At 69.1% G+C, this 25796-nt stretch carries 22 protein-coding genes; 9 read left to right on the forward strand and 13 right to left on the reverse strand.

Going from position 1 to position 25796, the window contains the following annotated elements; all coding sequences use genetic code 11:
- Window positions 1-18: 18 nt before the first annotated feature.
- From ACFOY2_RS29050 to ACFOY2_RS29065, 4 genes are all read right to left on the reverse strand, one after another.
- On the reverse strand, window positions 19-405 hold the full coding sequence (locus ACFOY2_RS29050) for a hypothetical protein (RefSeq protein WP_379531260.1): 387 nt from the start codon (window positions 403-405) through the stop codon (window positions 19-21).
- Window positions 402-1700, reverse strand: a complete 1299-nt coding sequence (locus ACFOY2_RS29055) for a hypothetical protein (RefSeq protein ID WP_379531261.1) — start codon at window positions 1698-1700, stop codon at window positions 402-404. The genes ACFOY2_RS29050 and ACFOY2_RS29055 overlap by 4 nt, the downstream gene beginning before the upstream one ends.
- Before the next feature lie 120 nt (window positions 1701-1820).
- Complete coding sequence (locus tag ACFOY2_RS29060; RefSeq protein WP_379531323.1) at window positions 1821-2876, reverse strand: hypothetical protein; 1056 nt, start codon at window positions 2874-2876, stop codon at window positions 1821-1823.
- 68 nt (window positions 2877-2944) lie between these two features.
- Window positions 2945-3973, reverse strand: coding sequence for a LacI family DNA-binding transcriptional regulator (locus ACFOY2_RS29065; protein ID WP_379531262.1), 1029 nt, complete (start codon window positions 3971-3973; stop codon window positions 2945-2947).
- Between the two features lie 257 nt (window positions 3974-4230).
- Between ACFOY2_RS29065 and ACFOY2_RS29070 the strand changes: the two genes are divergently transcribed.
- From ACFOY2_RS29070 to ACFOY2_RS29100, 7 genes are read left to right on the forward strand one after another with little or no spacing between them, the layout of a single operon-like run.
- On the forward strand, window positions 4231-6570 hold the full coding sequence (locus ACFOY2_RS29070) for a beta-xylosidase/alpha-l-arabinosidase (RefSeq protein WP_379531263.1): 2340 nt from the start codon (window positions 4231-4233) through the stop codon (window positions 6568-6570).
- Window positions 6567-7535, forward strand: a complete 969-nt coding sequence (locus tag ACFOY2_RS29075; RefSeq protein ID WP_379531264.1) for an ABC transporter permease — start codon at window positions 6567-6569, stop codon at window positions 7533-7535. The genes ACFOY2_RS29070 and ACFOY2_RS29075 overlap by 4 nt, the downstream gene beginning before the upstream one ends.
- On the forward strand, window positions 7532-8407 hold the full coding sequence (locus ACFOY2_RS29080) for a carbohydrate ABC transporter permease (protein WP_379531265.1): 876 nt from the start codon (window positions 7532-7534) through the stop codon (window positions 8405-8407). The genes ACFOY2_RS29075 and ACFOY2_RS29080 overlap by 4 nt, the downstream gene beginning before the upstream one ends.
- Window positions 8408-8435: 28 nt before the next feature.
- Window positions 8436-10076: an ABC transporter substrate-binding protein gene (locus ACFOY2_RS29085; RefSeq protein ID WP_379531266.1), complete on the forward strand. Its 1641-nt coding sequence runs from the start codon at window positions 8436-8438 to the stop codon at window positions 10074-10076.
- The gene (locus ACFOY2_RS29090; protein WP_379531267.1) at window positions 10076-10249 is read left to right on the forward strand and encodes a hypothetical protein; all 174 of its coding nucleotides are present in this window, start codon (window positions 10076-10078) and stop codon (window positions 10247-10249) included. The genes ACFOY2_RS29085 and ACFOY2_RS29090 overlap by 1 nt, the downstream gene beginning before the upstream one ends.
- Window positions 10246-10941: a hypothetical protein gene (locus ACFOY2_RS29095; protein WP_379531268.1), complete on the forward strand. Its 696-nt coding sequence runs from the start codon at window positions 10246-10248 to the stop codon at window positions 10939-10941. The genes ACFOY2_RS29090 and ACFOY2_RS29095 overlap by 4 nt, the downstream gene beginning before the upstream one ends.
- Window positions 10928-12928: an alpha-glucuronidase gene (locus ACFOY2_RS29100; protein ID WP_379531269.1), complete on the forward strand. Its 2001-nt coding sequence runs from the start codon at window positions 10928-10930 to the stop codon at window positions 12926-12928. Before ACFOY2_RS29095 ends, ACFOY2_RS29100 begins: the two co-directional genes overlap by 14 nt.
- A gap of 32 nt (window positions 12929-12960) precedes the next feature.
- Here the strand turns inward: ACFOY2_RS29100 and ACFOY2_RS29105 are convergent, their stop codons facing one another.
- The 4 genes from ACFOY2_RS29105 to ACFOY2_RS29120 form a co-directional block, all read right to left on the reverse strand.
- Complete coding sequence (locus ACFOY2_RS29105; RefSeq protein WP_379531270.1) at window positions 12961-13296, reverse strand: hypothetical protein; 336 nt, start codon at window positions 13294-13296, stop codon at window positions 12961-12963.
- Window positions 13293-13904, reverse strand: a complete 612-nt coding sequence (locus tag ACFOY2_RS29110; RefSeq protein ID WP_379531271.1) for a hypothetical protein — start codon at window positions 13902-13904, stop codon at window positions 13293-13295. The genes ACFOY2_RS29105 and ACFOY2_RS29110 overlap by 4 nt, the downstream gene beginning before the upstream one ends.
- An 81-nt stretch (window positions 13905-13985) precedes the next feature.
- Window positions 13986-14696 (reverse strand): Crp/Fnr family transcriptional regulator, encoded by a 711-nt coding sequence (locus ACFOY2_RS29115; RefSeq protein ID WP_379531272.1) that lies wholly within the window; start codon window positions 14694-14696, stop codon window positions 13986-13988.
- A gap of 255 nt (window positions 14697-14951) precedes the next feature.
- Window positions 14952-15728 carry a GNAT family N-acetyltransferase gene (locus tag ACFOY2_RS29120; RefSeq protein WP_379531273.1) on the reverse strand — a complete coding sequence of 259 codons (777 nt, stop codon included), beginning with the start codon at window positions 15726-15728 and terminating at the stop codon, window positions 14952-14954.
- Between the two features lie 218 nt (window positions 15729-15946).
- On the opposite strand from ACFOY2_RS29120, the gene ACFOY2_RS29125 reads away from it, so the two are divergent.
- On the forward strand, window positions 15947-17425 hold the full coding sequence (locus ACFOY2_RS29125; protein WP_379531274.1) for a M4 family metallopeptidase: 1479 nt from the start codon (window positions 15947-15949) through the stop codon (window positions 17423-17425).
- A 94-nt stretch (window positions 17426-17519) separates the two neighbouring features.
- On the opposite strand, the gene ACFOY2_RS29130 is transcribed toward ACFOY2_RS29125, so the two are convergent.
- Window positions 17520-21050, reverse strand: a complete 3531-nt coding sequence (locus ACFOY2_RS29130; RefSeq protein ID WP_379531275.1) for a S8 family serine peptidase — start codon at window positions 21048-21050, stop codon at window positions 17520-17522.
- A 169-nt stretch (window positions 21051-21219) separates the two neighbouring features.
- On the opposite strand from ACFOY2_RS29130, the gene ACFOY2_RS29135 reads away from it, so the two are divergent.
- A complete protein-coding gene (locus tag ACFOY2_RS29135) occupies window positions 21220-22152 on the forward strand; it encodes a helix-turn-helix domain-containing protein (RefSeq protein ID WP_379531276.1) in 933 nt (310 codons plus the stop codon).
- Between the two features lie 237 nt (window positions 22153-22389).
- On the opposite strand, the gene ACFOY2_RS29140 is transcribed toward ACFOY2_RS29135, so the two are convergent.
- From ACFOY2_RS29140 to ACFOY2_RS29155, 4 genes are all read right to left on the reverse strand, one after another.
- Complete coding sequence (locus ACFOY2_RS29140) at window positions 22390-22806, reverse strand: HIT family protein (protein ID WP_379531277.1); 417 nt, start codon at window positions 22804-22806, stop codon at window positions 22390-22392.
- 149 nt (window positions 22807-22955) lie between these two features.
- Window positions 22956-24386 carry a serine hydrolase domain-containing protein gene (locus tag ACFOY2_RS29145; RefSeq protein ID WP_379531278.1) on the reverse strand — a complete coding sequence of 477 codons (1431 nt, stop codon included), beginning with the start codon at window positions 24384-24386 and terminating at the stop codon, window positions 22956-22958.
- A 373-nt stretch (window positions 24387-24759) separates the two neighbouring features.
- Window positions 24760-25131: a hypothetical protein gene (locus ACFOY2_RS29150; RefSeq protein ID WP_379531279.1), complete on the reverse strand. Its 372-nt coding sequence runs from the start codon at window positions 25129-25131 to the stop codon at window positions 24760-24762.
- 94 nt (window positions 25132-25225) lie between these two features.
- Complete coding sequence (locus tag ACFOY2_RS29155; RefSeq protein WP_379531280.1) at window positions 25226-25714, reverse strand: ATP-binding protein; 489 nt, start codon at window positions 25712-25714, stop codon at window positions 25226-25228.
- Window positions 25715-25796: the final 82 nt, after the last annotated feature.

The following is a 25796-nucleotide window of genomic DNA, read 5'->3' on the forward strand; positions in this document are numbered from 1 at the left end:
CCTGCCGGAGCGCCGTCGTCATTTCGCGATGAGCGCCTTGACGGTGAGCGTCTCCTCGCCCGCCGCCCCGTTCAGCCGGATCGACAACTCCCACACGCCCGACATGGAGAACGGTTCGCCCGCGGCGACGAATCTGCCGGGCGCGGCCTGCTTGGCGGTGGCCTCGGGGACCGCGTGCCCCATTTCGGGCATCACCGCCGAGACCGCCACGGCGTTCGCGTCGCCGGACTTCACCCGCACCTCCACCCCGGCCTTGCCCGTGACCGGCTCGGGGATCAGGACGGTGGCGGCGTAGCGCGTGCCCGTGACGCTCTGTTCGAACGGCTCGGCCGCCGACAGGCTGCCGACGATGAAGACGACCGCCGCGGCCACCACCAGGGCGGCCAGGGCCAGGATCCGTTTCATGAGACCTCGATGGTGAACGGCACGGTCACGATGCGGTCGCGCAGGGCGTACTGGACCCAGGCGAAGTACCGTCCCGGCTCGGGGAAGGTGAAGGTGAAGCGCAGCCGCCGGTTGCCCGGCGCGCCCATCTCGTGCACGTGGCCGAGGAACGCGCCGTTCTGGCTGCGGACGAGCAGGTGACCGGCCATGCCGAGCCACGGGCGCACGGCCCCGGAGGGGTCGAGTTCGATCGTCGCGGGACGACCCGCGACGGGCGCGGCGGGCTGCACCCGCGGCACGACCCCCGCGGGCGGTTCGGCGCCGACATCCCAGCGCCCGGTCGCGAAGTCCCCGGCGTCGGGGGAGCCCTCACCGTCGGCTCCCTCGACGCGGAAGTCCCCGGCCAGCAGTTGCCCGCCCGAATCCTCCCGTTCCAGCTCCGCATGGGCCAGATACCGCCCGCCCCGCTCGGCCCGCAGCCGCACCTCCAGCCGTCCCGGCGCGGTCCGCAGCGGGTGCAGGTGCCGGAAGAACCGCCCGTCCTGGCTGGTCACCACCACGTGGACGAGCGCCTCGTGATGCAGGACGAGATCGTCGACCGGCCGCCCGGTGGAGCCGTCGACGAGATCGACCCGCAACGTGAACTCCTGCCCGGCCGAGGGCCGCTCTGGCACGGTCGCCACCCGCGCCTGCGCGAACGGCCGCCCGGCTGCGGGCGTCTGCGCCGTCGGCGCGGCCCCGTCCGGAGAGGGCGGGGGCAGGATCGGCTCGGCGACGACGACCATGACGGCCACCGTCACCGCGGCCGTGGCCCCCGCGGCCAGCGCCATCGCCGGGCCCCGCCGTGACAGCGCCCCGGTGAGCAGCCCGCCCACCATCAGCAGCCCCGCCACGAACAGGCCGCCGTAGATCACGAAGTCGCCCGCGGAGCCCCGGTCCACCAGCACGCGGAACGGCAGCACGGCGACCTCGTTCCCGGCACGCAACCTCAGCTCGTGCGGGCCGGTCCGCGCCACCTGAAGCGGCGTGTACTGCGGTTCCGGGGCGGCGCGTGCCACGCCCGTCACCGTACGGCCGTCCTCGACCGAGCGCACTTCCAAGGAGATGGGCAGGTCGCCGACCGGCTGGAAGGCGACGACGCCGATCCGCAACGGGCCGGGAACCCGCGACGTGCCCTTGATCACCACGGTGAGCTCCGTGCCCGCGATCGTCTGCGCGATCCGCAGGTCCGCACCGGCCGTCACGTTGTGCGCGGCCGCCGGGGCGGCGCTCGCCACCACCAGGAAGACGACGAGGACGACGACGCGCAGGATCATGAACCCTCCTTCGCCGGGCCCATGTTTCCTTGCTTATTGATGACCTCGACAAGCTCGGTCATGAACCCTCCTTCGTCGGGCCCATGTTTCCTTGCTTATTGATGACCTCGACAAGCTCGGTCATGCCCGGCGGGCGTTGGGCAGGAACAGCGCCGCCAGCACCAGGCCGATCAGCCCGGCGACGACCGGCGCGCCGGTCCACAGCTCGGGCACCGCGGGCAGGCCGCCGCCCGTGGCCGAGGCGACCCCGATGTAGAGCGACCAGGTGATCAGCGCCGACAGCGCGCCGAAGGCCCAGTAGGCCTTCGGCCGGTCCGCGGACGGCTTCAGCCACAGGATCAGCAGGTCACCGGCCAGGCCGCCGACCACGATCGCCAGCAGGATCGGCACGTTGGTGAACTCCGTCTGCGCGCCCGGCATCAGCACCGCCAGCGCGTACATGATGGTCACGGCGCCGAACGGCAGGCGCCAGCGGCGCACCATCAGCAGCACGGGGGAGAGCAGGACGACGTTGGAGACCACCATGGCGGTGGCCAGGTGCGCCGGGCGCGAGGTCCCCTCCACGCTGGAGAAGGCCTCGACGACGGTACGCGGGCCGTACTGCAGGGCGTCGCCGTAGGACAGGAACAGCGACACCAGCGTGGTCGCGAACGCCAGCCCGATGAGCGCGGGCAGCAGCCTGCCGAGCGACGGCCGCTCGCCCACGTCGGGTGCGCTCCAGGCGGAGCGCACCGGCGAGGTGATGATGAGCAGCATCGTCGTGACCAGCCCCAGGTGCGACGGGCTGAACAGGATGTCGAGCTCCGTCTCGATGCCGAGGACGGTGTGCCAGGTCAGGTCGGCGAAGCCGAAGGCGGCGAACGCGGGGATCGCCAGCAGTCCGGCCAGGTAGCCCATGGGCACCGCCGCGAGCCCTTGCCGTCCGGTCCTGACGTTGCGCCAGACCTGCCAGCAGATCCAGCCGGACACGACGACGAACCCCGAGTAGAACACCGCGTGCCACGGCGTGAAGAAGGTCTCCAGCTCGCTCCGGCTCGTGTGCGCCCAGGCGTCGATCATCAACCCGACGCCGAACCACACGCCGAGCAGCGCGGTAACCAGGTCACCGCGCGGAGACACCCACTGCCGGGGTTCTCCGGAGTCCACGATTAATCGCCGGATGCCGGCGTCGGCCATTGCCACCTCTAGCTCCCTTCGGTCAAACTCGATCTTGACAGAGAGAGCGTAGACGTGGAATAAACCTCTCAGCCCGGTGGGGCGGTGCTCTCGCGGACGACCAGCTCGTTCACCAGGTCGATCCGGCTCGTCGCCAGGTCCACGCCGCGAGACAGGTCCAGCAGCATCTGGGCGGCGATGCCCGCCATGTCGCGCAGGGGCTGGTTCACGGTGGTCAGGGCGGGGTCGATCCACGCGGCCACGGGCAGGTTGTCGTAGCCGATCACCGACAGGTCGCCGGGCACGTCCAGGCCGAGGCGGCGGGCCGCCCGCAGCACGCCCATGGCCTGCATGTCGGAGCCGGCGAAGATCGCGGTCGGCCGGTCGGCGCGGGTCAGCAGTTCCATGCCGTGCTCGTAGCCGGCGTCGACCTGGAAGTTGCCGTAGCGCACCAGGCCGGGATCGACCGTCAGCCCCGCCTCGTCGTGCGCGAACTGGAAGCCGGCCACGCGGGCTCTGCTGCACAGCACGTCCTGCGGCCCCGAGATGACCGCGATCCGGCGATGGCCCAGCTCCACCAGGTGGCGGGTGGCCAGCAGGCCGCCGTCCCAGTTGTTGGAGCCGACGGTCGGCACCGACGCCGACGTCGCGCTGTCCTGGTCGACCACCACGAAGGGGATGTGCCGGCGCCGCAGTTTCTGCTGCTGGGCCTGCGTCAGGCCGCACAACACGAACAGCACGCCGACGGGGCGGCGGCCGAGCACGCCGTTCAGCCACTCCTCCGACGGCCGGTGCCTGCCCCCGAGCTGCGAGAGCACCAGGTCGACCTTCGCGGTGGCGGCCACGGCCTCGACGCCGCGCATGATCTCCATCGCCCACACGGAGTCCCACTCGTGGAAGACCAGGTGGAGCTGCGCCGTCTCGGCCGGCTGCCGCTTGGCGCGGCGGCGGTAGCGGTGGCGCTCAAGGCTGTCCTCCACGCGCGCCCGGGTTTCCCGCGCGACGTCGGGGTGGCCGTTGAGGACCTTGGAGACGGTCGCCGCGGACACGCCGACCTCTTCGGCGATGGTCGCGATCGTGGCCGAGCGGCGGGCGACGGCTGGGCGGGAAGTTGTCATCGGGGTCTCATATTAGTTTCCGAAACTTTCGGGCAAGTTTAGTGTCGGATGGTGCTCATGTTGGCGCCGGGATCAGCGGAACCGTCGCCGGACGGACTGGCAACATAGCAGTTGGCAGAGCTCTTGACACGTCTGACGGTCCCCCCTATGTTGCCGCAATATTAAGCGGATCTTTTTGAAAGTTTCGGCGTCACGGTAGCGTAACGCTGCCCGTCGGCAGCGCGCGACGGGCGCCGGGCACCAGCCGAAGGGATGGCATGAGTCGCCAGGTACCAATCGACACGAGCCCGGAGTCGGTGCCGTGGCGGGACACCCGATTGTCGCCCGCCGAACGGGCCGAGGCGCTCATCCCGCTCATGACGCTGGAAGAGAAGATCGCCCAACTCGTCGGAGTCTGGGTCGGCGCCGACGCCTCAGGGGGAGGCGTCGCCCCGCACCAGTCCGACATGAACAGCGTGGAGTGGGGCTCGGTCATCGCCAACGGGCTCGGGCAGCTCACCCGCCCGTTCGGGACCGCGCCGGTCGACCCCGTCGCCGGAGCCCGCTCGCTGGTCGCCTCCCAGAAGGAGATCGTGGCGACCAGCCGCTTCGGGATCCCGGCGCAGGTCCACGAGGAGTGCCTGACCGGCTTCGCCGCCTGGGGGGCCACGGTGTACCCGGCGCCGCTGAGCTGGGGCGCCTGCTTCGATCCCGAACTGATCGAGGAGATGGCCGGGCGGATCGGCCGCTCGATGCGCGCCGCCGGCATCCACCAGGGGCTGGCGCCCGTCCTCGACGTCACCCGCGACTACCGCTGGGGCCGAACCGAGGAGACGATCGGCGAGGACCCGTACCTGGTCGGGACCCTCGGCGCGGCCTACGTGCGCGGCATCGAGAGCGCCGGAGTCGTCGCCACGCTGAAGCACTTCGCCGGCTACTCCGCCTCCCGCGGCGGACGCAACCACGCGCCCGTGGCCATGGGCCGCAGGGAACTGGCCGACGTGATCCTGCCGCCGTTCGAGATGGCGCTGCGCCTGGGCGGCGCCCGGTCGGTCATGCACTCCTACACCGAGATCGACGGCGTCCCCGCCGCCGCCGACGAGAGCCTGCTCACCGGGCTGCTACGGGAGGAATGGGGCTTCCAAGGCACGCTGGTCGCCGACTACTTCGCGATCCGGTTCCTGGAGCGGCTGCACCGCGTGGCCGCCGACGCGGCGGGCGCGGCCGCACTTGCCCTGCGCGCCGGGATCGACGTGGAACTGCCCACGGTCGACACGTTCGGCACCCCCCTGATCGAGGCGGTCAAGGCGGGAGAGGTCGAGGAGGCGCTGATCGACCGCGCCCTGCGCCGCGTGCTGGCCCAGAAGGCCGAACTCGGCCTGCTCGACGCGGACTTCCGGCCCCTGCCCGGCGACGCCGAGCAGGTCCGCCTCGACGACGCCGACAGCCAGGCCCTCGCGCTCCGCCTGGCCAGGCAGTCCGTGGTGCTGCTGCGCAACACCGGCGGCATCCTGCCGCTGCCCGCAGGCCGGCGGGTCGCGCTCGTGGGCCCGGTCGCCGACGACCCGATGGCGATGCTCGGCTGCTACGCCTTCCCCACCCACGTCGGCCCGCACCCCGAGCACGGGCTCGGCGTGGACATCCCGTCGCTGCGCCAGGCGCTCGGCGCGCTCGTCCCCGACCTCGCCTACGAGCGGGGCTGCGACATCACCGGCGACGACACCTCGGGCATCGAGGCGGCGGTCGCCGCGGCGGCGGGCAGCGACGTGTGCGTGCTGGCCGTCGGCGACCGGGCGGGCCTGTTCGGCCGCGGCACCTCCGGCGAGGGCTGCGACGCCGCCGACCTGCGCCTGCCGGGCGTGCAGGCCGACCTCGTCCGCGCGGTGCTGGCCACCGGCACCCCCGTGGTGCTGGTGCTGCTCGCGGGCCGCCCGTACGCGCTGGGCGCCGAGTTCGACGCCGCCGCGGCCGTGCTCTACGGCTTCTTCCCCGGCCAGCGCGGCGGCCAGGCGCTGGCCGAGGTGCTCACTGGCGCGGTGAACCCGTCGGGCCGCCTGCCGGTCAGCGTCCCGCGCGGCGCCGGCGGCCTGCCCTCGACGTACCTGACGCCGCCGCTCGGGGGCCCCACGGATGTGTCGTCCATCGACCCGACCCCCGCCTTCCCCTTCGGGCACGGCCTGAGCTACACCACCTTCGAGTGGAGTGACGCGGCCGTGCGCGGGCCGGCCGAGTGGCCGGTCGACGGTGAGGCGAGCGTCGAGATCACCGTCCGCAACACCGGCGAGCGGGCCGGCACCGAGACCGTCCAGCTCTACCTGCACGACCCGGTCGCGCAGACGACGCGGCCTGTGGCGCGCCTGATCGGTTACGCCCGCGTCCCCCTGGAACCGGGCCGGGCCGCGCGCGTGACGTTCGAGGTCCCGGCCGACCTCACCTCGTTCACCGGGCTGCGCGGCCGGCGCATCGTCGAGCCGGGCGACGTCGAACTGCGCTTCTGCCGATCCAGCGCGGACGTGACGGCCGCCCTGCCGCTGCGCCTGGTCGGCGCCGAGCGCGAGATCGGCCACGACAGACGGCTGCTGCCGCTGACCCGCATAGAACCGGAGGTAGGAGGATGAGCACAACTCAGACCGCGGCGCCGCCCGCGCGCGGGCGACCCCAACGCGGCGCCCGCCGCCGCCCCGGTGGCTGGAGGGGCGCGTTCCGCCGCGACTGGCAGCTCTATTCGCTGGCGATCCTCCCGCTGCTGTTCTTCGCGATCTTCCGGTACGTGCCCATGATCGGCAACATCATCGCCTTCCGCCGCTTCGAGCCGGGCGGAAGCGTGCTGGGCGAGTCGTGGGTGGGCCTGCGTTACGTGCGGATGTTCCTCAGCGACCCCACGTTCTGGAACGTCTTCACCAACACCCTGGTGCTGGGCACGCTGACCCTGCTGTTCTGCTTCCCGCTGCCGATCATGCTGGCGCTGCTGCTGAACGAGGTCAAGAACCGCCTGCTCAAACGCTTCGTCCAGTCGGTGTCCTACCTGCCGCACTTCCTGTCGATCGTGATCGTGGCCGCGATCACCATGCAGATGCTCTCCATCGACGGGCCCATCAACCAGATGGTGAAGGTGCTCGGCAACGACCCCGTCACCTTCCTGCAGCAGCCCGACTGGTTCCGCACGATCTACGTCTCCTCCGAGATCTGGCAGACCGTGGGCTGGGGCACGATCCTCTACCTGGCCGCGCTCACCACCATCGACGACAGCCTGTACGAGGCGGCCCGCATGGACGGCGCCAGCCGCTGGCGGCAGACCTGGCATGTGACGCTCCCCGGCATCAGGCCCACGATCGTCACCCTGCTGATCCTCAACATCGGGACGTTCATGGCCGTCGGCTTCGAGAAGGTCCTGCTGCTTTACAACCCGCTGACGTATCCGACGGCCGACGTGATCTCCACGTATCTGTACCGGATGGGCGTGGTCTCCAGCAACTTCAGCTACGCCGCGGCGATCGGGCTGTTCGAGGCCGTCATCGGCCTGATCCTCGTCCTGTCGGCGAACCTGGTCTCCCGTCGCACAGTTGGGACGAGCCTGTGGTGACACTCGGCACGAGCAGGGGCTACCGCCTCTTCCAGGTCGTCAACGGCATCATCCTGACCGGTGTCGTGGCCGTGACGCTCTACCCCTTCATCAACATCATCGCCCGGTCGTTCAGCGAAGAGCGCTACATCATCTCGGGCGAGGTCAACCTCATCCCGCGCGGGTTCAACCTCACGACCTACAGGATCGTGGCCTCGGACCCGATGTTCTGGATCAACTACCGCAACACGGTGATCTACACGGTCGTCGCCACGATCATCTCGATCGTGCTGACCACCTGTTACGCCTACGTCCTGTCGAAGAAGCGCCTCAAAGGCCGCAACACCCTGGTGGGCATCGCCCTGTTCACCATGTTCTTCTCCGGCGGGCTGATCCCCAACTACGTCCTGATCACCAGCCTCGGGCTGAAGAACAGCATCTGGGCCATCGTCCTGCCCAATGCCATCAACGTCTTCAACCTGCTGGTCATGAAGGCGTTCTTCGAGAGCCTGCCGCACGAACTGGAGGAGGCCGCCGCCATCGACGGCCTCAACACCTACGGCATCCTGTGGCGGGTCGTGCTGCCGCTGTCGAAGGCGGTGATCGCCACGATGGTGCTCTTCTACGCCGTCTCGTTCTGGAACTCATGGTTCGCGGCGTTTCTCTATATGAACGAGTCAGAACTCTTCCCGGTGACGGTCTACCTGCGCAATCTCATCGCCGGGGCCACCGGCGCCGAGGCCGCCGGCGCGGCGGCCTCCGAGGTGACGCAGGCGGCCGCCAACATCCAGTCGGTGACGATCGTGCTGACGGTCCTGCCCATCCTGGCGGTCTACCCGTTCGTCCAGCGGTACTTCGTCTCCGGCGTCATGCTCGGCGCGGTCAAGGGCTAGCCCTCCCCATTTCGAAAGGAACCCCCCGATGCGCGAAATATCCCGTCGTCAGGCCCTCGTCGGCCTGGGTGCGCTGACCTTCCTGGCCGCCGGCTGCGGCGAGGACGAAGCCGCGAAGAAGGGCGCCCAGGACCTGACGTCGAACAAAGCGGGCGCGATGGCCAACTACGGCGTCAACCAGCAGTTCAAGGCGACTGAGCCGCTCTCGTTCGACGTCCTGTACAACAACCACCCGTTCTACCCGATCAAGAACGACTGGCTGTTCTGGACCGAGCTCAACAAGCGCACCAATGTCACGTTCAAGCCGGTCGTGGTGCCGCTGAGCGACTACGAGCAGAAGCGCGCCCTGCTGATCGGCGCCGGCGACGCCCCGTTCATCATCCCCAAGACCTACACGCCTCAGGAGGAGCCGTTCGTCGCCTCCGGCGCGATCCTGGCGGTCAGCGAGTACGTCGACCTGATGCCGAACTTCAAGGACAAGATCGCCAAGTGGAACCTGGAGGGTGACCTGAAGGAGCTCATGCAGGCCGACGGCCGCTACTACTTGCTGCCCGGCCTGCACGAGGAGATCTGGATCGACTACTCGCTGGCGGTCAGGACCGACATCCTGGAAAAGCTCAAGCTGGAGGTCCCCAAGACCTGGGAGGACCTCTACACCGTGCTCAAGGCGATGAAGGCGGAACACCCCGACCTGTACCCGATGACCGACCGGTGGGGCATCCCGACGGCGGGCGGCAACCTGCTCAAGATGGTCGGCCAGGCGTACGGCACCCAGGGCGGCTGGGACTACCACAACGCGACGTTCGACACCGCCACCGGGAAGTACGTCTTCACCGGCGCCATGGAGCAGTACAAGCAGATGCTGGTCTACCTCAACAAGCTCGTGAAGGAGAAACTGCTCGACCCCGAGAGCTTCACCCAGAGCGACGACACCGCCAAGGCCAAGTTCACCGCCGGAAAGTCCTTCGTGATCAGCACCAACGCGCAGACGCTGGTCAACGAATACCGGTCGCAGCTTGAGAAGACGAACCCCGACGCCAAGATCGTCAAGATCCCGGTGCCGGTCGGCCCGCTCGGCGAGGTCAAGGTCGGCACCCGCCTCGAGAACGGCATCATGATCTCCAAGAAGGCCCTGGAGAACAAGAACTTCGTCGCCATGATGCAGTTCATCGACTGGCTCTGGTACTCCGACGCGGGCCTGGAGTTCGCCAAGTGGGGCGTCGAAGGCGTCACCTTCACCAAGGACGCCTCAGGAAACTACAAGCTGGCCAAGGACGTCGACTACGTCGCCCTCAACCCCGGCGCGCCCAAGCACCTGCAGAAGGACTTCGGCTTCGGCAACGGCGTGTTCGCCTACGGCGGCAGCACCAAGCTCCTGGAGTCCACGTTCTCGGAGGAGGAGCTGGAGTTCCAGAAGGTGATGAAGGCCAGGAAGGCGCTGCCCGTCGACCCGCCGCGCCCGTTCAACGCCGACGAGCGCGAGCAGGCGACACTGTGGGAGACGCCGCTGGAGGACTACGTCACCCAGAACACGCTCAAGTTCATCCTCGGCGAGCGCGACCTCGGCGAATGGGACGCCTACGTCAAGGAGCTCGAAGGCAAGAACATGGGCTCCTACATAAACCTCATCAACACCGCCTACGAGCGCTTCAAGAAGGAACACGGCTGATGCGCATCCGTGTCCCCGGACAGAACTCGGGGCGGCTGTCCGACGCCTGGCGGTTCCGCGTCGGCACCGGCCGCTTCGCGCCGGCGCCGGCCCAGCGGGAGATCGGCTTCCGGCACCTCCGGGGGCACGGACTACGGCACTTCGTGAGACGGACTACCGGAGAAGGGCGATGACCGATGTGAGCGCCGCGGGCCGCTTCGGCCAAGGGCCGCTCTCGCGCGCCGCCGCCCTGATCTACACCTGGCTCGTGGTCGAGCTCCTGCTGCTGGCCACCACCCTGCCCGGCCTGGTCGGCCTTATCCTGCTCGACCACGACGCCAGCAACGTGCCGCTCGTGGCGCTGTGCGCGCTCCCGCTCGGCCCGGCGATCTCCGCGGCGGTGTACGCGCTCCACCACCGCCGCCGCGACCTGGGCGACCTGTCGCCGGCGGCGGCGTTCCTGCGCGGCTACCGGGCCAATGTGCGCGGCGTGCTGAAGATCTGGGTTCCATGGCTGGCCGGCCTGGCCGTCATCGGGACGAACCTTGCCAACTTCGGCGCCGCCGGCGTGCCCGGCTGGTGGGCGGTGCTGCTCGTCGTGATCGCGGTGGGGGCCACGCTCTGGGCCGCCAACGCCCTGGTCATCAGCTCCCTGTACGAGTTCCGGCCGTCGGACGTCGCCCGGCTGGCCTCCTACTTCCTCCTCCGCACTCCCGGCGCCACCGTGGGCAACCTCTGCCTGCTCGTCGTGGCCGCCGGCATCACGCTGTACACCTCGGAGGCGGTGCTGGCGCTGGCGGCGTTCGCGCTGGTGGCGATGTTGCTGCGGAACTGCCGTCCGATGATCGTCGAAATCCAGGAGAAGTTCACCCGTGACCATCCCTGAACCGACCGGCGCGCACGCCGCCTGGCTGCCGCCTCTGGCCTTCTCGGCAGTCGGCTCCCGCCGCGTCTTCGCGCCCGGCGCGGGCGTCGTCCGCGACGAGGTCGTCCACGCCTGCGCTCGTCACGGTGGTCGCCTGGCCGACGTGGGGGAGGAAGCCGATTTGGTGCTCGCCCTCACCACGGCGGAGCCCCTGCCCGCCGCCGCGCGGGCGGCCCTGGCCGGGCACGAAGGCGCGATCGGCGAGCAGTCCTATCTGCTGGCCCGCCGCGACGGCGTCACGGTCGTCCTCGCAGACGACCCGACCGGCCTGCTGTACGGCTTCTTCCACGTGGTCCGCCTCGGCGAGCCGGCCTTCACGGCCCCGCGAACGACTGAGCACCACCGGCCCGCCGTGCACCGGCGCATGCTCGACCACTGGGACAACATCGACGTGCACCCTGTGATGGGCCAGGTCGAGCGCGGTTACTCGGGCGGGTCGATCTTCTGGGCGGACGGCGCGCCGCGCGACCTGGACCGGGTGCGCGCCTACGGACGGCTGCTGGCCGCCTGCGGCGTCAACGCGGTGGCGGTCAACAACGTCAACGTGCACGCCACCGAGGCCCACCTGCTGACGGATCGCCTCGGGGACGTGGCGGCCGTCGCCGACGTGTTGCGTCCGTACGGCATCCGCGTGCACCTGTCGGTCACCTTCGCCTCGCCCATCGCCCTCGGCGGGCTGCCGACGGCCGATCCGCTTGACGCGGACGTGCGGGCGTGGTGGCGGGAGACGACGGAGCAGGTGTACGCCACAATCCCCGACTTTGGCGGATATGTCGTGAAAGCCGACTCCGAGGGGCAGCCCGGCCCCTTCGCCTACGGACGCAGCCACGCCGACGGCGCGAACCTGCTCGCCGACGCCCTGGCGCCGTTCGGCGGGGTCGTCCACTGGCGCGCCTTCGTCTACAACCACCGCCAGGACTGGCGCGACCGCACGACCGACCGCGCCCGCGCGGCCTTCGACCACTTCGCCCCGCTCGACGGCCTCTTCCGCGACAACGCCGTCCTCCAGGTCAAATACGGCCCCATCGACTTTCAGGTGCGCGAGCCGGTCTCACCCGTGATCGCCGCCATGCCCAGGACCCGCCTGGCGGTCGAGCTCCAGGTGACACAGGAGTACACCGGCCAGCAGCGCCACGTGTGCTACCTGGCCCCGATGTGGTCCGACGTACTCGGCTTCCGCTTCTGGGGCGACGACGGACGCGACGTCGCCGCCCTCGCCTCCGACATCGTCGCGGTCTCCAACGTCGGCGACGACCCGTACTGGACCGGCCACCCCCTCGCCCAGGCCAACCTGTACGCCTTCGGCCGCCTCGCCTGGAACCCCCACCTGGACCCCGCCGCCGTCCTCGACGAGTGGATCGACCTCACCTTCGCCCCGGCCGGCGACGAGCCGCGGCGAACCCTGCACGCGATGATGGACGGCTCCTGGCGCACCTACGAGCGCTACACCGCGCCGCTCGGCGTCGGCTTCATGGTCCGGCCCGGCCACCACTACGGCCCCGACGTGGACGGCTACGAGTACACCCCCTGGGGCACCTACCACTTCGCCGACCGGGACGGCGTCGGCGTGGACCGCACCCGCGCCACCGGCACCGGCTTTACCGGCCAGTACCCACCGCCCTGGTCACAGGTGTACGAGTCGCTCGCCGACTGCCCCGACGAACTGCTGCTCTTCTTCCACCACGTCCCATACGGGCACGTGCTGCGCAACGGATCGACCCTCATCCAGCACATCTACGACACCCACTTCGCCGGGGCCGAGGAGGCGGCCCAGACGCGGCTGCTGTGGGACAAGCTCGCGGGCAGCGTAGACGCGGACCTGCACGCCCGGGTCAAGGAACGACTCGACGAGCAGGTCCGGTGCGCAGGGGAGTGGCGCGATCAGATCAACACCTACTTCCTGCGCAAGTCAGGCATACCCGACGCACAAGGCCGCCGCATCCACTGATCGAGCGTGCCCGACGCGCGGGGCGGGCGCGTCTACTGATCGGCGGGCACGCTGATCCGCGTGACGAGCTCGCAGGCCACGCTGTCGTCGAGCAGCAGTTCCAGGAGGCTCAGATAGAGTTCCTCGCGGTTGGCGGGCAGCCCGTGGTGGCCCCGGCGCTCGCGACGGGCACACAGCCTTGCCCAGAGCAGGCCGAGCGACTGAGCGGACTCATCGCCCACCTGCTCGCCACGAACCCGAACCGAGCGCTCGGCTCCATCCGATCCGGGCCCGCCGAAGCTCCCGTGCGGGCCGGGCTCGTCGAGGTCGCCGTGCACGAGGGCGGACCAGAGCGATGTGGCCAGGGCGGACAGCACGGAGTCGTTCACGACGTCCCCTGGTGGTAGCCGGAGGTGGTGGCCTTGCCGGCGACCACGTGGATCCAGGCCTGTCCCCGATACTCCTTCAGCCCCACGCGCACACGCCGGAAGTCGTCGGACCGGTACGTGGTATAGCCCTGGCTGATCATCCCGCGGTGGATCTCGTCGGAGACGACGAGCACGATGTTCGCTTCCGGGGCCGCCTCGACCGCCTTCCTGAGCGCCCCGCACTCGAGCAGCCGCTTGACCTGCACGACCGCCTGGCCGGTGTATCCGTTGTCGCCGGGGCCGACCACGCCCACGTGGACGGCCACCCGCAGCCGCAGCCGGGCCGCCTCGATGTGCCAGGCGTTGTGCTGGGTGAGCAGCCGGTCGAGGTGCCGGATGAACTCGTCGACCAGGCGCCGCTCGGACTCGGTGAGGGGGATGATGGCCAGCTCGCCGTCGCCCGTGGACTGGATGGTCCAGCGCTTGCGGTGCAGGACGGCCGCGTCGGCCGCCTCGTTCAGGAGCTCGAGAAGGACGCGCTGAATGCTGCGGTGGCGTTGGTCGTCCCCTTTGCCGTAGCCGACGACGTCGATGGCCAGCAGCCAGTGTCGGGCAGTATTTATCGTCATATCGTTCTCCATGGAGAATTGCTTCAGAAGATGCGACAGCCTTGCACGCGGTCCGCCGAGAAATGCCGTACCAATACGTCTTCAGTCGTTTGTCGGCTGAAGGCGCAATTGATCGGGATTGGGGACTATCACCCGTTTGTATGTGGTTTTGACCAGACCGCTCCTGCTCAGGCAGCGCATGGCCTTGCCGATGGCGTCCTGTCGGGCTCCGATGAGGCGGCCCAGCTCGGCCTGGGTGAGGCTGACGCCGAGGTCGTAGCCCTCCGCGGTGGGCCGGCCATGGCGTTCGACCATCTCCGCGAGCACCGCGCGCAGGTGGGTGGCGACGTCGTAGCCGGCCATGTCCACCCTGCGGCGGTTTGCCCAGTTGAGGCGGTCGGCGACCATGGCGGTGACCGCGATCCCGGCGGCGGGCCGCCGCTCCAGGAACGCCTGGAAGGCCCGCCCGGGGATCTCGTGGACGACGGCGTCGGAGCACAGTGTGACCGTCGCCGACCGCGGCCCGTGGCACAGGGCGGCCATCTCGCCCACCACGTCACCGCTCACCCGGATGCCCAGCAGGGACTCCGCGCCGTTGGCCAGGCCGGCTGTGACCTTCACCAGGGCGGTGTGCGCGCCGGCCGAATGCAGCAGGAAGACGCGCCGGTCGTCCTCGTCGCACTGCCTGATGAGGACCTTGCCGGCGGGCAGTCGCACGGGAGTGCCGAGCGCGAGCAGCTCGCGGCCGGCGCTCTGGTCGAGACCGGCCATCAGCGTGCCGGCCGGCCACTCGGGCGTGCGGCTAGAATGCATTTCCCCTCCCGGGTGGGTACGGGTGCAACGGGAAGATGATTCACCTTTTAGGCCGGTACTCGCAACTCGAACCGGATTCCACAGGAATTGTGCTCGGGGAGGATTGCGAGCTTTGTTCGCAACTCGCGAGTAACTAACGAGAAATGGGCGATAATTCTGCACAATTCGCCCAAGTTGCCATTTGTTGGAAAATGTCTAGCTGCGGGCGATCACGGCGGAAGAGCCCCTGCTCAGGGCCGCCCCACCGCGTTCGCCCTACGCCGCCGTCCCGCTCTCCCGAGACTTGGGCAGGCAGATGTGCAGCATCTCGCCGACCTTGCGGTAGCCGACGCGGGCGTAGACCCGGCCCGCCGCATCGTCACCCGGGGTCAGGAACGGGGTGGTGATGCCTGCCTCGGCGCCCGCCCTGGTCAGCAGGGCCGTGACCGCGCCCGCGATGCCGCGCCGCCGGTGTGACACGCGTACCGCGATGCCCGCCACCTCGGCGACCCCGGCCTGCGGGCCGCCGAGCTGACCCGCGCCGACGACCTCGCCGGTCGCGGTGTCCACGGCGGCGGCCACCAGCCCGCCGCGATCCAGGACCCGCCGCAGCCGCGCGACGTCGTGCTCGGTTGCCTCCGGCGCCTCGAACGCCGCGTTCATCACCCCGGCGACCTTCCATAGCCCGGGGTCATCGGTCACCAGCGCCACCCGTACGGCGGGATCCACGGGGGCCTCCACCACGTCCTGCGGCGGGCACACCAGGAGCGGGTAGCGCCCCTCCGCGGTGAACCCGGCCGCCAGCAGCGCGTCCTCCAGGGTCGGCGCCCCCTGCGGCACGTACTCCAACCTCGGGGTCCTGGCCCGCTCGCGGAACGCCGCGACGAGCGTGGCGAGGTCGTCCTTGGTGGGGGAGGCGCCGTCGTCGGGGATGGCGTAGTTGAACGGCGGCGCGTCATCGTGCTCGTCGAACCGGATCACAAACGGTCCGACCCGGTGCGCCTGGTCTCCGGCGGCCGAACGAAGGTAGGCGTGCACGTCGGCGTCGAACAAGTGAGGTCCTCTCCGGGAAACGATGGCTGCGAAAAGATCGTAGGACCCGCGCGATCACGCTGTCGCGGGGCCGGACGAACGTGACCGTCGCGGCGACCACGCTCCTGGGAAGGATCTTGACCCGTGGTCATGGTGGCGGCAAGATCTCGCATTACGGACCTTGACCGCCATTCGGCGTGTCGCCGTACATCCCACCTGGGTGAGCGATCGGAGGAAATATGCGGTTATTCAGCATTGTGGTGACGGGTGTCATGCTGGCGGGCCTGGCGGCCGTCCCACCACCCGCGTATGCGGCTCCGGGCGAGGAACTGCACGCCTTACGCACCGTCACCGGCCCCGACGGTGTCAAGCACACCCACTACGAGCGCACCTACCAGGGATTACCCGTGCTCGGCGGGGACGTCATCACGCACGGGGACGGGGCTGCGGAAAGCCGTACCCTCTCGACGCTGAGCACCCTGTCCACCACGCCCCGGGTGTCCGGCCAGGCCGCCGTGGCGATCGCGGCCAAGAGCTTCCCGTACCAGCCGAGCGGGTCACCGCGGCTGGTGATCGAGGGGATCGGCGACACCGCCGCGGCCCGCGTACCCGCGCTGGCCTGGGACGTGCTCGTCACCGGCACTCGGCCGGACGGTCTGCCCACGGCCCTGCACGTGCTCGTGGACGCCGCGACGGGCGCGGTGCGCACCACCTACGACGACGTGCAGGCCGACACCGGTCACGGCTTCCACTCCGGCGACGTACCGCTCACCACCACCCCTGCCGGCACCTCGACCAACAAGGTTCTGAAGGATCCGACGCGCGGCACCTTCGGCACCTACGACGTCGACACCATGCGGTACTTCACCGACACCGACGGCGACTGGGCCGACGGCAAGCCGAGCAATCCGCAGACGGCCGGCGTGGACGTGCAGTGGGGCACCGCGGTGACCTATGACTTCTACAAGCAGACCTTCGACTTCACCCTCGTCCGGAACTCCGAGTTCTCGGATGGGCCGATGACTTTGAACGCCGGGGTGCACGAGGGCGACAAGCTGTCCAACGCCTACTGGAGCGCGCAGTGCTACTGCATGCGCTTCGGCGACGGCAACGGGGTCACCACCAACTCCTACACCTCCCTCGACGTGGTGGCGCACGAGGCCACCCACCAGGTGATCTCGCGCACCGCCAAGCTCTGGTACACCGGCGAGTCCGGCGGGCTCAACGAGGCCACCTCCGACATCGTCGGCAACCTGGTGGAGTTCTTCGCCGCCAACCCCAACGATGCGCCCGACTACCTGGTGGGCGAGAAGGTGTGGAAGGCCGCGCCGCTGCGCTACATGGACCGGCCCAGCAAGGACGGTGTGTCCGCCGACTGCTGGTCGCCCAACGTCGGCAGCCTGAACGTGCACCGCTCCTCAGGTGTCGGCAATCACGCCTTCTTCCTGCTCGCCAACGGCAGCGGCCCATCGGCCTGGGGCGACAGCCCGACCTGCGACGGTTCCACCGTCACCGGCATCGGCCGCGACACCGCCGCCCGCCTGTGGTTCCACGCGCTGACCACGCAATGGACCTCATCGACGAACTACGCCGGCGCGCGCGCCGGGATGCTCGAAGCGGCGACCGAACTCTACGGGCAGTGCGGAACCGAGTACCGCGCTGTGCAGGCCGCCTGGTCGGCGGTCGCCGTGACCGGCGCCGACCAGCCCTGCCCCTGACCAGACGCCCACGGCCGCGCTGCTGTGGGCGCCGAAAACTCCACCAGAAGGCCGAGGCCCCGGAACGGGACCCCGGCCGATCACTGATGAGGGCCTACATGTCGGGCCGCTCGGTGACCCTGATCGCGTTGATCAGCGGCTTGCCCAAGCTGCTGACGAAGCGCACGTTGAGCTGGCCGTCGGTGACTTCTGTGGTGAAGGTGCGCTTGTGCGCGGCGTACGTGCCTGCCTTCAGCGCGATGTCGAGGTTGGGCAACACCTCGGCATCCTCGATCATGACGTCGAAGACGCGCTTGTTCGCCTTGATCGACTCGACCTCGGCGAAGCCCAGCTCGACGCTGTAGGTGCCGTTCGGCACGTTGTCGAAGCGGTACTCGTACATGCCCTGCCGGTTGTTGCGGTAGACCGCCTGGTTGTCGGTGCCCGCGATGGTGCGGCTGGTGGACTTGGTGGAGGCGGTGCCGAGGTAGCCGACCCCGGTGGCGGCGGAGTAGGCCCGATCCTGGTACCAGGTGTCACCGGCCTCGTCCACGCTGGAGGTGTTCGAGGCCGAGTCGATGGCGGCCTGGTAAGCCGGCACGACGACCTTGACGGGAACGCTGATCGTCGGTGTCCTGCCGCTTTCCGAGGTGACCTTCAGCGTCGTCTCCAGGACCGTGCCCCGCTCGGCGGCGGAGGTGTCGATCCTGAAGGTCAGCTTGGTCTTGCCGCCGGTGGCCAGGTTCCCGGTGGCCGGGGTGACGCTCAGCCATGGGGTTGCGCCTTCGACGGTGAAGGCGGTGCTCAGTCCGGGGTTGCTGAGTTCCAGCGTCCTGGTCCTGGTTTGCAGGACCGGGACCACCGCTTCAAGGGTGTCGAGCGATGCGGCCACCGCGCCGGTGCGCAGCGCGGCCGAGGCCTCGCTCACCCCGGCGCCCTCCAGGGTGACCGTCTTGGTCGTGCTCTCGTAGTGCGGCGCCGCCACCTCGACCTGGTAGGCCCCGGCCGGGTGCTGGGCCGAGTAGGTGCCGTCGGCGGCGGTCGTCGCGGTGCCGACCGCCGTCCCGCCTGACTTCACCGTCACCGTGGCGCCCGCGACCGCCTTGCCGTCGTTGGCGTCCGTGACCGCGCCATGCAGGATGCCGGTCTTGGTGGGCTTGAAGTCGATGCTCAGTCCTTCGGACAGGACGGGCTTGTTCAGCGAGTACTGGAAGGCGACGGTGCCGGCGTGGTTCTCGATGCCGATCGTGGCCTCCGACCCGGTCTCCTTGCTGACCGCCGGGTCGATGTCCTTGTAGCGGTAGCCGATCGAGCCGTCCTCACCCAGCAGCACCTCGAAGGAGAGCCGGGCCGTACGGGGGGTGTAGAACGCGACGTCGCGGTACTCCACCACGTACGTCCTGCGCGGGCTGGTTCCGGTGAGTTTGGTGTAGACCGCCGAGTCCGCGTCCAGGTAGAGGTCGTCCCACAGGGCGTAGAGCGCGGCGTTCGGCGCGGCGGTGGTGGGGATCGCCACGTTGCTGTTGGTCAGCGAGGTCCCGTTGAACACGATGGCGCCATTGGTGCCGATCCGCCCGGAGGTGTACGAGGTGCCGTACAGGTTGAAGGCGAACGGCAGGGTGAAGACGGCCGTGGTGCTGTCACCGGTCAGGGAGACCAGGTCGGTGCCCTCGATCCAGGGCTGCTTGCCTGTCGTGCAGGTGTAGCCGTAGGAGTCGAGCCGGTCGGGCAGATCGACGTCGGTGGTGATGTCGCCGGTGACGGAGATCGCCTTGGTCGCGCCCTCGGCGCAGTCGTCGGGCGAGGCGACCTGCAGGCTGTAGTCGCCCAGCGGCAAGGTCAGGCTGTACTTGCCCTGGTCGTCGGTGGTGGCGGTGACCGGGGTTCCCGTCACTGTGATGGCGGCGTTGACCGCGACCCCGATCCGGCTCCTGACCGTGCCGCTCACCTTGCCCGAGGGGGCGGCCGTCAGCGCGGTGTCCTTGGTGACCGTCTGGTCTTCAAGGACGGTCGCGGTCGTCGTCGCCTTCTCGTAACCGAACTTGGTGACCGTGATCGTGTAGTCGCCCACGGACAGGTTCTTGGCCTCGTACGTGCCGGTGGCGCCGGTGGTCACCGTGCGCTTGATCGGGCCTGCGATGTCCAGCGTCGCGCCGGACAGGGGCTCGCCTCCCGAGGTGACCTTGCCGGTCAGGATGCCGGTCGGGCCGTGCGGCGCCATGGAGACGGCCGCGTAGGCGTCGAGCTTGCCCTGGCCCCAGACGTTGTTGTCCGCACTCGTGCCGCCGCAGGTGACGTTGTCGACGTCATGGGCCGTCTGGTCGAGCAACGCGCGGGTCTCGGCCAGGTTGCCACGCAAGGCCGGGGAGTAGGACCAGATCAGCGCCACCGTGGCGCTCGTGTGCGGCGCGGCCATGGAGGTGCCGGTCTTGGCTCCGTAGCCGCCGCCGGGCACGCTGGAACGCACGTTCACGGCGGGGGCGGAGATGTCCGGCTTGATGTCGCCGTCGACGCCGGGGCCGCGCGAGGAGCTGGTGTAGACGCTGCCGGTGCTGTCAAAACCGCCGCTGGCATAACTCTGCTGGTAGACGCCGGGGCTGCCCGCGGTGCCGCAGGAGGGCCCGGCGTTGCCGATGGAGAAGGACGGGAAGATCCCGGCGGCGATCCACGAGTCGACGATCTGCGTGTACCACAGGTCGACCGCGTTGGCGCCCCAGGAGTTGTTCACCACGTCGGGGGCGAGATCGGGGCGGGGGTTCTGCCCGCCCGCGTCGGTGGGCGCGGCGATCCACTGGCCGGCGGCCAGCAGGTGCTCACGGGCGCAGCTGCTGCCGGCGCAGCCCTTGGTCGCGATCCACTTGGCGCCGGGCGCCACGCCGATCACCTCGGCGCCGCTCTCGCCGACCATGGTGCCCATGGTGTGGGTTCCGTGGCCGTTGTTGTCACACGGGACGCCGCCGGCGCACGAGCCGGTGGGGTCGTAGAAGTTGTACGCGTGGGTGTAGGTGCCGTCCGCGTTCAGGCCTCGGTACTTGGACCTGACCGCTGGGTGGGTGTGCTCGACGCCGGTGTCGAGGTTGGCCACGACGATGCCCTCGCCCTTGACCCCCAGCTCGTCCCACACCTTGGGCGCGTTGACGGCGGCGACGTTCCACTCGATGGCGTTGACCGTGGGCTCGTTCTTGCCGGGTTCGGGCTTGTCGATCGCGATCGCGTCGTCCGCCTCGATGGCGGCGACCTCGGGCAGTTCGGCGATCCGCTCCAGGGTCGCGGTGTCGCCGATGACCTTGACCATGTTGACGATCCAGAACGGCTTGTACTCGACCTGCGCCTGGTCGAGCAGCGCGATCAGGTTCTTCTGCGTGCGCTTGGCCGTCTCCGTCTTGGCCGCGTACACCGCCCTGGCCTTGGCCACCTTCTCGGTGGCCTGTTCGGCGGTGATGAGGTTGGCCTGGTCCTTCAGCCTGACCCAGTAGACGGCCTTGTCGTCCTTGTCGAGCTGCTGGAGAACCTCGGCTTCGGTCTTCGCCTGAACGGTCTCGGGTGGGTCGTCGTAGGCGAGGGCCGGCGCCGGGACCAGGGGTAAGGCCACGGCCGCGAGGATGCCGGCGACGGTCATGCGCCATCGCCTGGTGCTTCGATCCACAATGCTCCTTGAGGGGCTCGGGGATTCAGATGACCATATGAATGCGAGATCATCTGTCAGAGATAGTCAGGCAAGTCAGTTTGTAGATCAACGGAACTCCCGTGACGTATCTGCGACACGGCTGCAATACGTCAGGTCCCGTGGATTCGCCGTCGAAGGAGAGGTTCGTTTGTTACGCACTTTTGGCCTTGACGACCTGGAGGAAAACGCCTATCTATCGCTGCTCCGCCTGCCCGCGAGCGGCGAGAGCGAGCTCGCCGAGCGCCTCAGGCGCCCGGCCGAGGAGGTTTCCGCGGTCGTTGATCGCCTGGTCAGGGACGGGTTCGTCCGGCAGGCCGGCAACCGGCTGGTCGCCGCAGCGCCGGACGTCGCCTTCGGGCCCGCGCTGCTGCGCCGCCACGGGGAGATCCAGCGGGTGCAGACGTTCATCGCCACCCTCATGGAGGAGTATCGCGAACGTTCCGCCCTGCGCGACTCCCGTGAGGTGGTGGAGGTCGTGGTCGGTGCCGCCGAGGTCATGGCCCGCTGGCAGCACCTGCAACGCTCGGCCCAGCAGGAGGTCAAGTGCCTGGTCAAGGCGCCGATCGTGTTCTCGGACGACAACCAGGCCCAGAAGGCGGCCATGGCCGCCGGCGTCGTCTACCGGGTCGTGTACGAGCGCGCGATGATCGACGTACCCGGGGATCCGCACCAACTGGCCTGGTCGGCGGCCAACGGCGAACTGATGCGCATCGCGACCTTCGTGCCGACCAAACTGATGATCTTCGATGAACGGGCGGCATTCGTACCGTCGATGTCGGCCAGCGTGGAACCGGCCGCGCTGGTGATCACCTCGGGGGCGTTGCTGGACGTGCTCAACTGGGTTTTCGAAACCGTGTGGGCCGGTGCGGTGCCCTTCCCCGCGACCAAGAACACGCTCAGCCCAGACGATCAGCGGCTGCTGTCGCTGATCATCGCCGGATACACCGATCTCGCGATCAGCAAACAGTTCGGCCTCAGCCACAGGACCGTGCAAAGGCGCGTCAGCCAACTCATCCGTTCGGCCGGTGTGGAAACCCGGCTCCAGCTCGTTTGGCACGCGGCCAAGCATGATTGGCTGTGAAATCGTCGTTACGAATTACGGGCGCGCGTTATATTCGCGAAATATGCGGCGACGAACCTGACGCAGCCTGTGGAGTGTGGAAACTCGACAGCCCGGTCGGCCGTGAAGCCCCAAGGCCCTCGCCGGATCCGGTTACGGCGGCGGCTCGGGATTGGGCGGCGGCCCCCGCCTCGGGAAAGGTCGGCCCGGTAAAGTCGCCACTTCAGAACGCCCGGCATTCATCCCAGGCGGGCCCGCTCAGAGATGAGGGCTGAGACGCTTGGCGATCCTGTCGGTCTCATCGAGGTTGAGACGAGGGACCTCGCCCGACCGCGTACCGCCGTCGGCCAGAGTGCCGGCGACATGGAAGTGAACATGGGGGACGGTCTGGTGCGCGGGCACTCCGTTGTTCTGCCAGACGGCGATGCCCCCGGGGTCGTAGGCGGCTGCGATGGCCCGGGCCGCCCGCCGCACGGCGTTCATCAATTGCTGCTCCTCCGCCGGGGCCACGTCCATGATCGTCGGGCGGTGAGCGACCGGGATCACCAGCACGTGCCCCTGCCCACGCTGCCAACGGGTGACCAGGATGGCGACCTGCTCCCCCTGTTCCAGGATGGTGACGGGGTGCAACCCGGCGAGGTAGTCGCAAAAGGGGCACCGGTCCGCGGATGGCATGGATATCGGCATGTTCTCGATCTTCCCGCATCTCATCAGGCGTCGTGACCGTGCACGGGATCGCCCGTGAGGCGGTCCAGTATCTGGTGATCCACCTTGCCTGTCGCTGTGAGGGGAAGTTCCGGCAATTCCCTAGCCCGGCGCCGGGGCTAGGCGACGTCGGGCCGGGTCATCAGCGGCGACCGCAGATGCAACTCCAGGCTGGGGCCGGTCAGGGGAACGGTGCTCCAGGTCGCCACCGCTGTCCCCACGTCGGCGTCGAGCACCAGCCGGACCCGGTGCGGGGTGGTGATGACGTAGAGGTCGGCGACGAACGTGTCGCCCTGCCAGGCGCCGCCGGCGACGACCGGGCGGCCGAGCGGCGAGCTTTCCCGCCATTCGCCGTGGCCGACGGCGACCTTGAGGGACGCCCCGAGCTGAAGGTGCCATCCGCCGTCCACCGGCTCGACGGCCACCGTGGTTCCGTCGGGCAGGGCCGAATCCTCGGCGGAGGCGACGATCCTCGCCGCACCGGAACGGGAAGGGGCAGCCGAACCCGGCACCGGCGCGAGTGACAGCCGCCGCAGCCGATCGGCGAGGATCTCGTCGTCCCGGGCGCTTCCCACGTCGTCCAGGCCGGGCAGCAGGCAGTCCCAAAAGACGCTGGGCAGTGCGTGTGTCTGCTCGACGGCGGCGGTCACGACGACCACGAGATCGTGGGACGGGACGACCACGCATTGCTGGCCGAACGCGCCGTTACCGTGGTAACCGTGACGTGACATCCAGAACTGGTAGCCGTAGCCGCAAAGAAAGTCGGGGTCAGCCGAGCCGTCCTCGAGTTGCCGGGTATCGATGTGCCGTCTGGTCGCGAGTTCCACCCATTCGCGCGGGACGAGCCGGCGGTCGCCCCAGACGCCTCCGCGCAGCAGCAACTCGCCGAAAGCGGCGACGGCCTCGGTCGTGAGGTGCAGCCCGTGGAATCCGAAGGCGGCACCGCTCGCCACCCGATCCCATTCGGCGTGGTCGATGCCCATCGGCTGGAACAGGCGGTCGTCGAGCAGCTCCGGCAGGCCGCGGCCGGTGACCCGTTCCACCATCCGGGCCAGGACGAAAGTGGTCGCATTGTCGTAGGCGTGCCGGGTTCCCTCAGGCTCGGAGAACGGTACGCGCATAAAGCCCTTCACCAGGTCGTCCGGTTCCAGCTGCCAGGCCTCGGCGAGGCTGTCCGTGTCGTGCCCGGCCGTCATGGACAGCAGGTGGTGCACGGTGATGCGGCGTCCCTGCTCGCAGATGTCGGCCGGAATGTGGTCGGGCAACACGTCCACCACCCGGTCGTCCAGCGAGAGCCGCCCGTCGGCGATCGCGAGCCCCACCGCGACCGAGGTGAACGACTTGGTCAGCGAATAGAGCAGATGCGGGCGCACGGCCGAGTACGGCGCCCACCAACCTTCGGCCACGACGTGACCGTGGCGTACGACCATGATGGAGTGGAGCTCGACGGATTGTGCTTCGAGCCGGTCCAGCAACGCGGCGATCGAACGGGACGAGACCCCCGAAGCCGCCGGTGTCGAGCGCGGCAGCAAGGCCGGCTGAGAACGCATACGGGCACCGTAACAAGGCGGACTGCCGGATTCCCCGGAATTTCCTGCCCGACGAGACGACCGCCGTCAAGCCGGGCCATGAGCCTGAGGTGATGCCAGTGCGCTGCTCAGATCTCCTCGAGCGGTGACGCGGAGCGTGGGGAATGCGTAGTACAGATGGAGGAGGCCTGTCGGTGGGCGGTCCCTCGCATCGCGGCCCTGGATTCCGCGATTGTCCCGGAAGGCGAGGGACCGCCCTGGCGACGTTCAGGCGAATGGGGAAGCGCCGTGATCGTCGCCGAGTGGTGGCTGACCGGGACCTTCTCGCGGTCCGGTCTGCCACCAGGTCTTGGGAAGGCGTTGAGCCTGGAGATCGCGATCCGGCCGTTGACCGCTATGACCGGGGCATCGGGAGCATTGGGGCGGCGGTTTGAGTGTCGGCCGTGTCGCGCTGATTGGGGGTTCGCGGCGCTCGGGACGCTGTGGCCAGTACGCGGCAGATGCGATCGGCTGCTGCGGCGAGATGAGCGACTTCGGTGATCGGTTCTGTCCACGACCACCAGAACAGCCATTGGTCTTCTTCCGGTTCGGCGGTGATGACCTCGGACAGGGTGGTGGCTTCGGGGTTGATCACGCGTAGCCGTGGTAGCCGTTCGTCCTGGGTGAGCAGGCGGGTGTGCAGGCCGAGGTTGTGCAGCAGTTCCTGCAGGGTGGTGAGGTGGGTGGCGGCTTGGGCGGCTACCGCGGGGGTGATGGGCTCGGGCATGGCTGACTCCGAGGGTAGGCGGGTGGTGAGGAAGGAAGGTGTCCCGCTGTTCATGGGGTGGGCGGGGCTGGCGCTGAGCACCCGAAACAGCCGGTCAGGCGGAGGGGCGGAAGAGCTCTTCGAGTTGCGCCGGGGTAGGGCTGAGGTCGAGGTAGCACCACACGACACGGTGCCCACTCGCGGGCAGCCGGTGGCTTCCCCATCGCCCGCGCGACAGGTTTTCCACGATCGCCAGTCCCCGCCCCTGCTCGGCGTACAGGTTCGGCGCCTGCATCGGGATGCACGAGGGTGTCGAGGAAGCCGACCCTGGATCGGTCACCACCAGTCGGAGGAACTCCGGTCCCTGAGACAGTTCGAGCTTGACCCAGTCGAGGTTGCCGCTGGGGTCGATGTCGAGAGCAGCATGTTTGACGGCGTTGGTGACCAGCTCGGACGCCACCAAGATCAAGATCTCCCGGGCGGGGTGCGTGGTTCCCGTCCAGGCGGTGACCGCCTCCCGCGCCAGATGCGGCGCCCGATCATTGCGCCCCAGTTGGATAACGCCGAGTTCCTGACGTTCAGTCAGCGTTGGTAGGTAGATCACCGAATTCGCCTCGCTATTTCTCGATTATCGGTCGCAAAGTAACGTAAGTTGCCACCTTGTCGCTTTTTCTCTTTGTTGCTCG

The sequence above is a fragment of the Nonomuraea purpurea genome, assembly GCF_042650645.1.
GTDB classification, from domain to species: Bacteria; Actinomycetota; Actinomycetes; order Streptosporangiales; family Streptosporangiaceae; genus Nonomuraea; species Nonomuraea purpurea.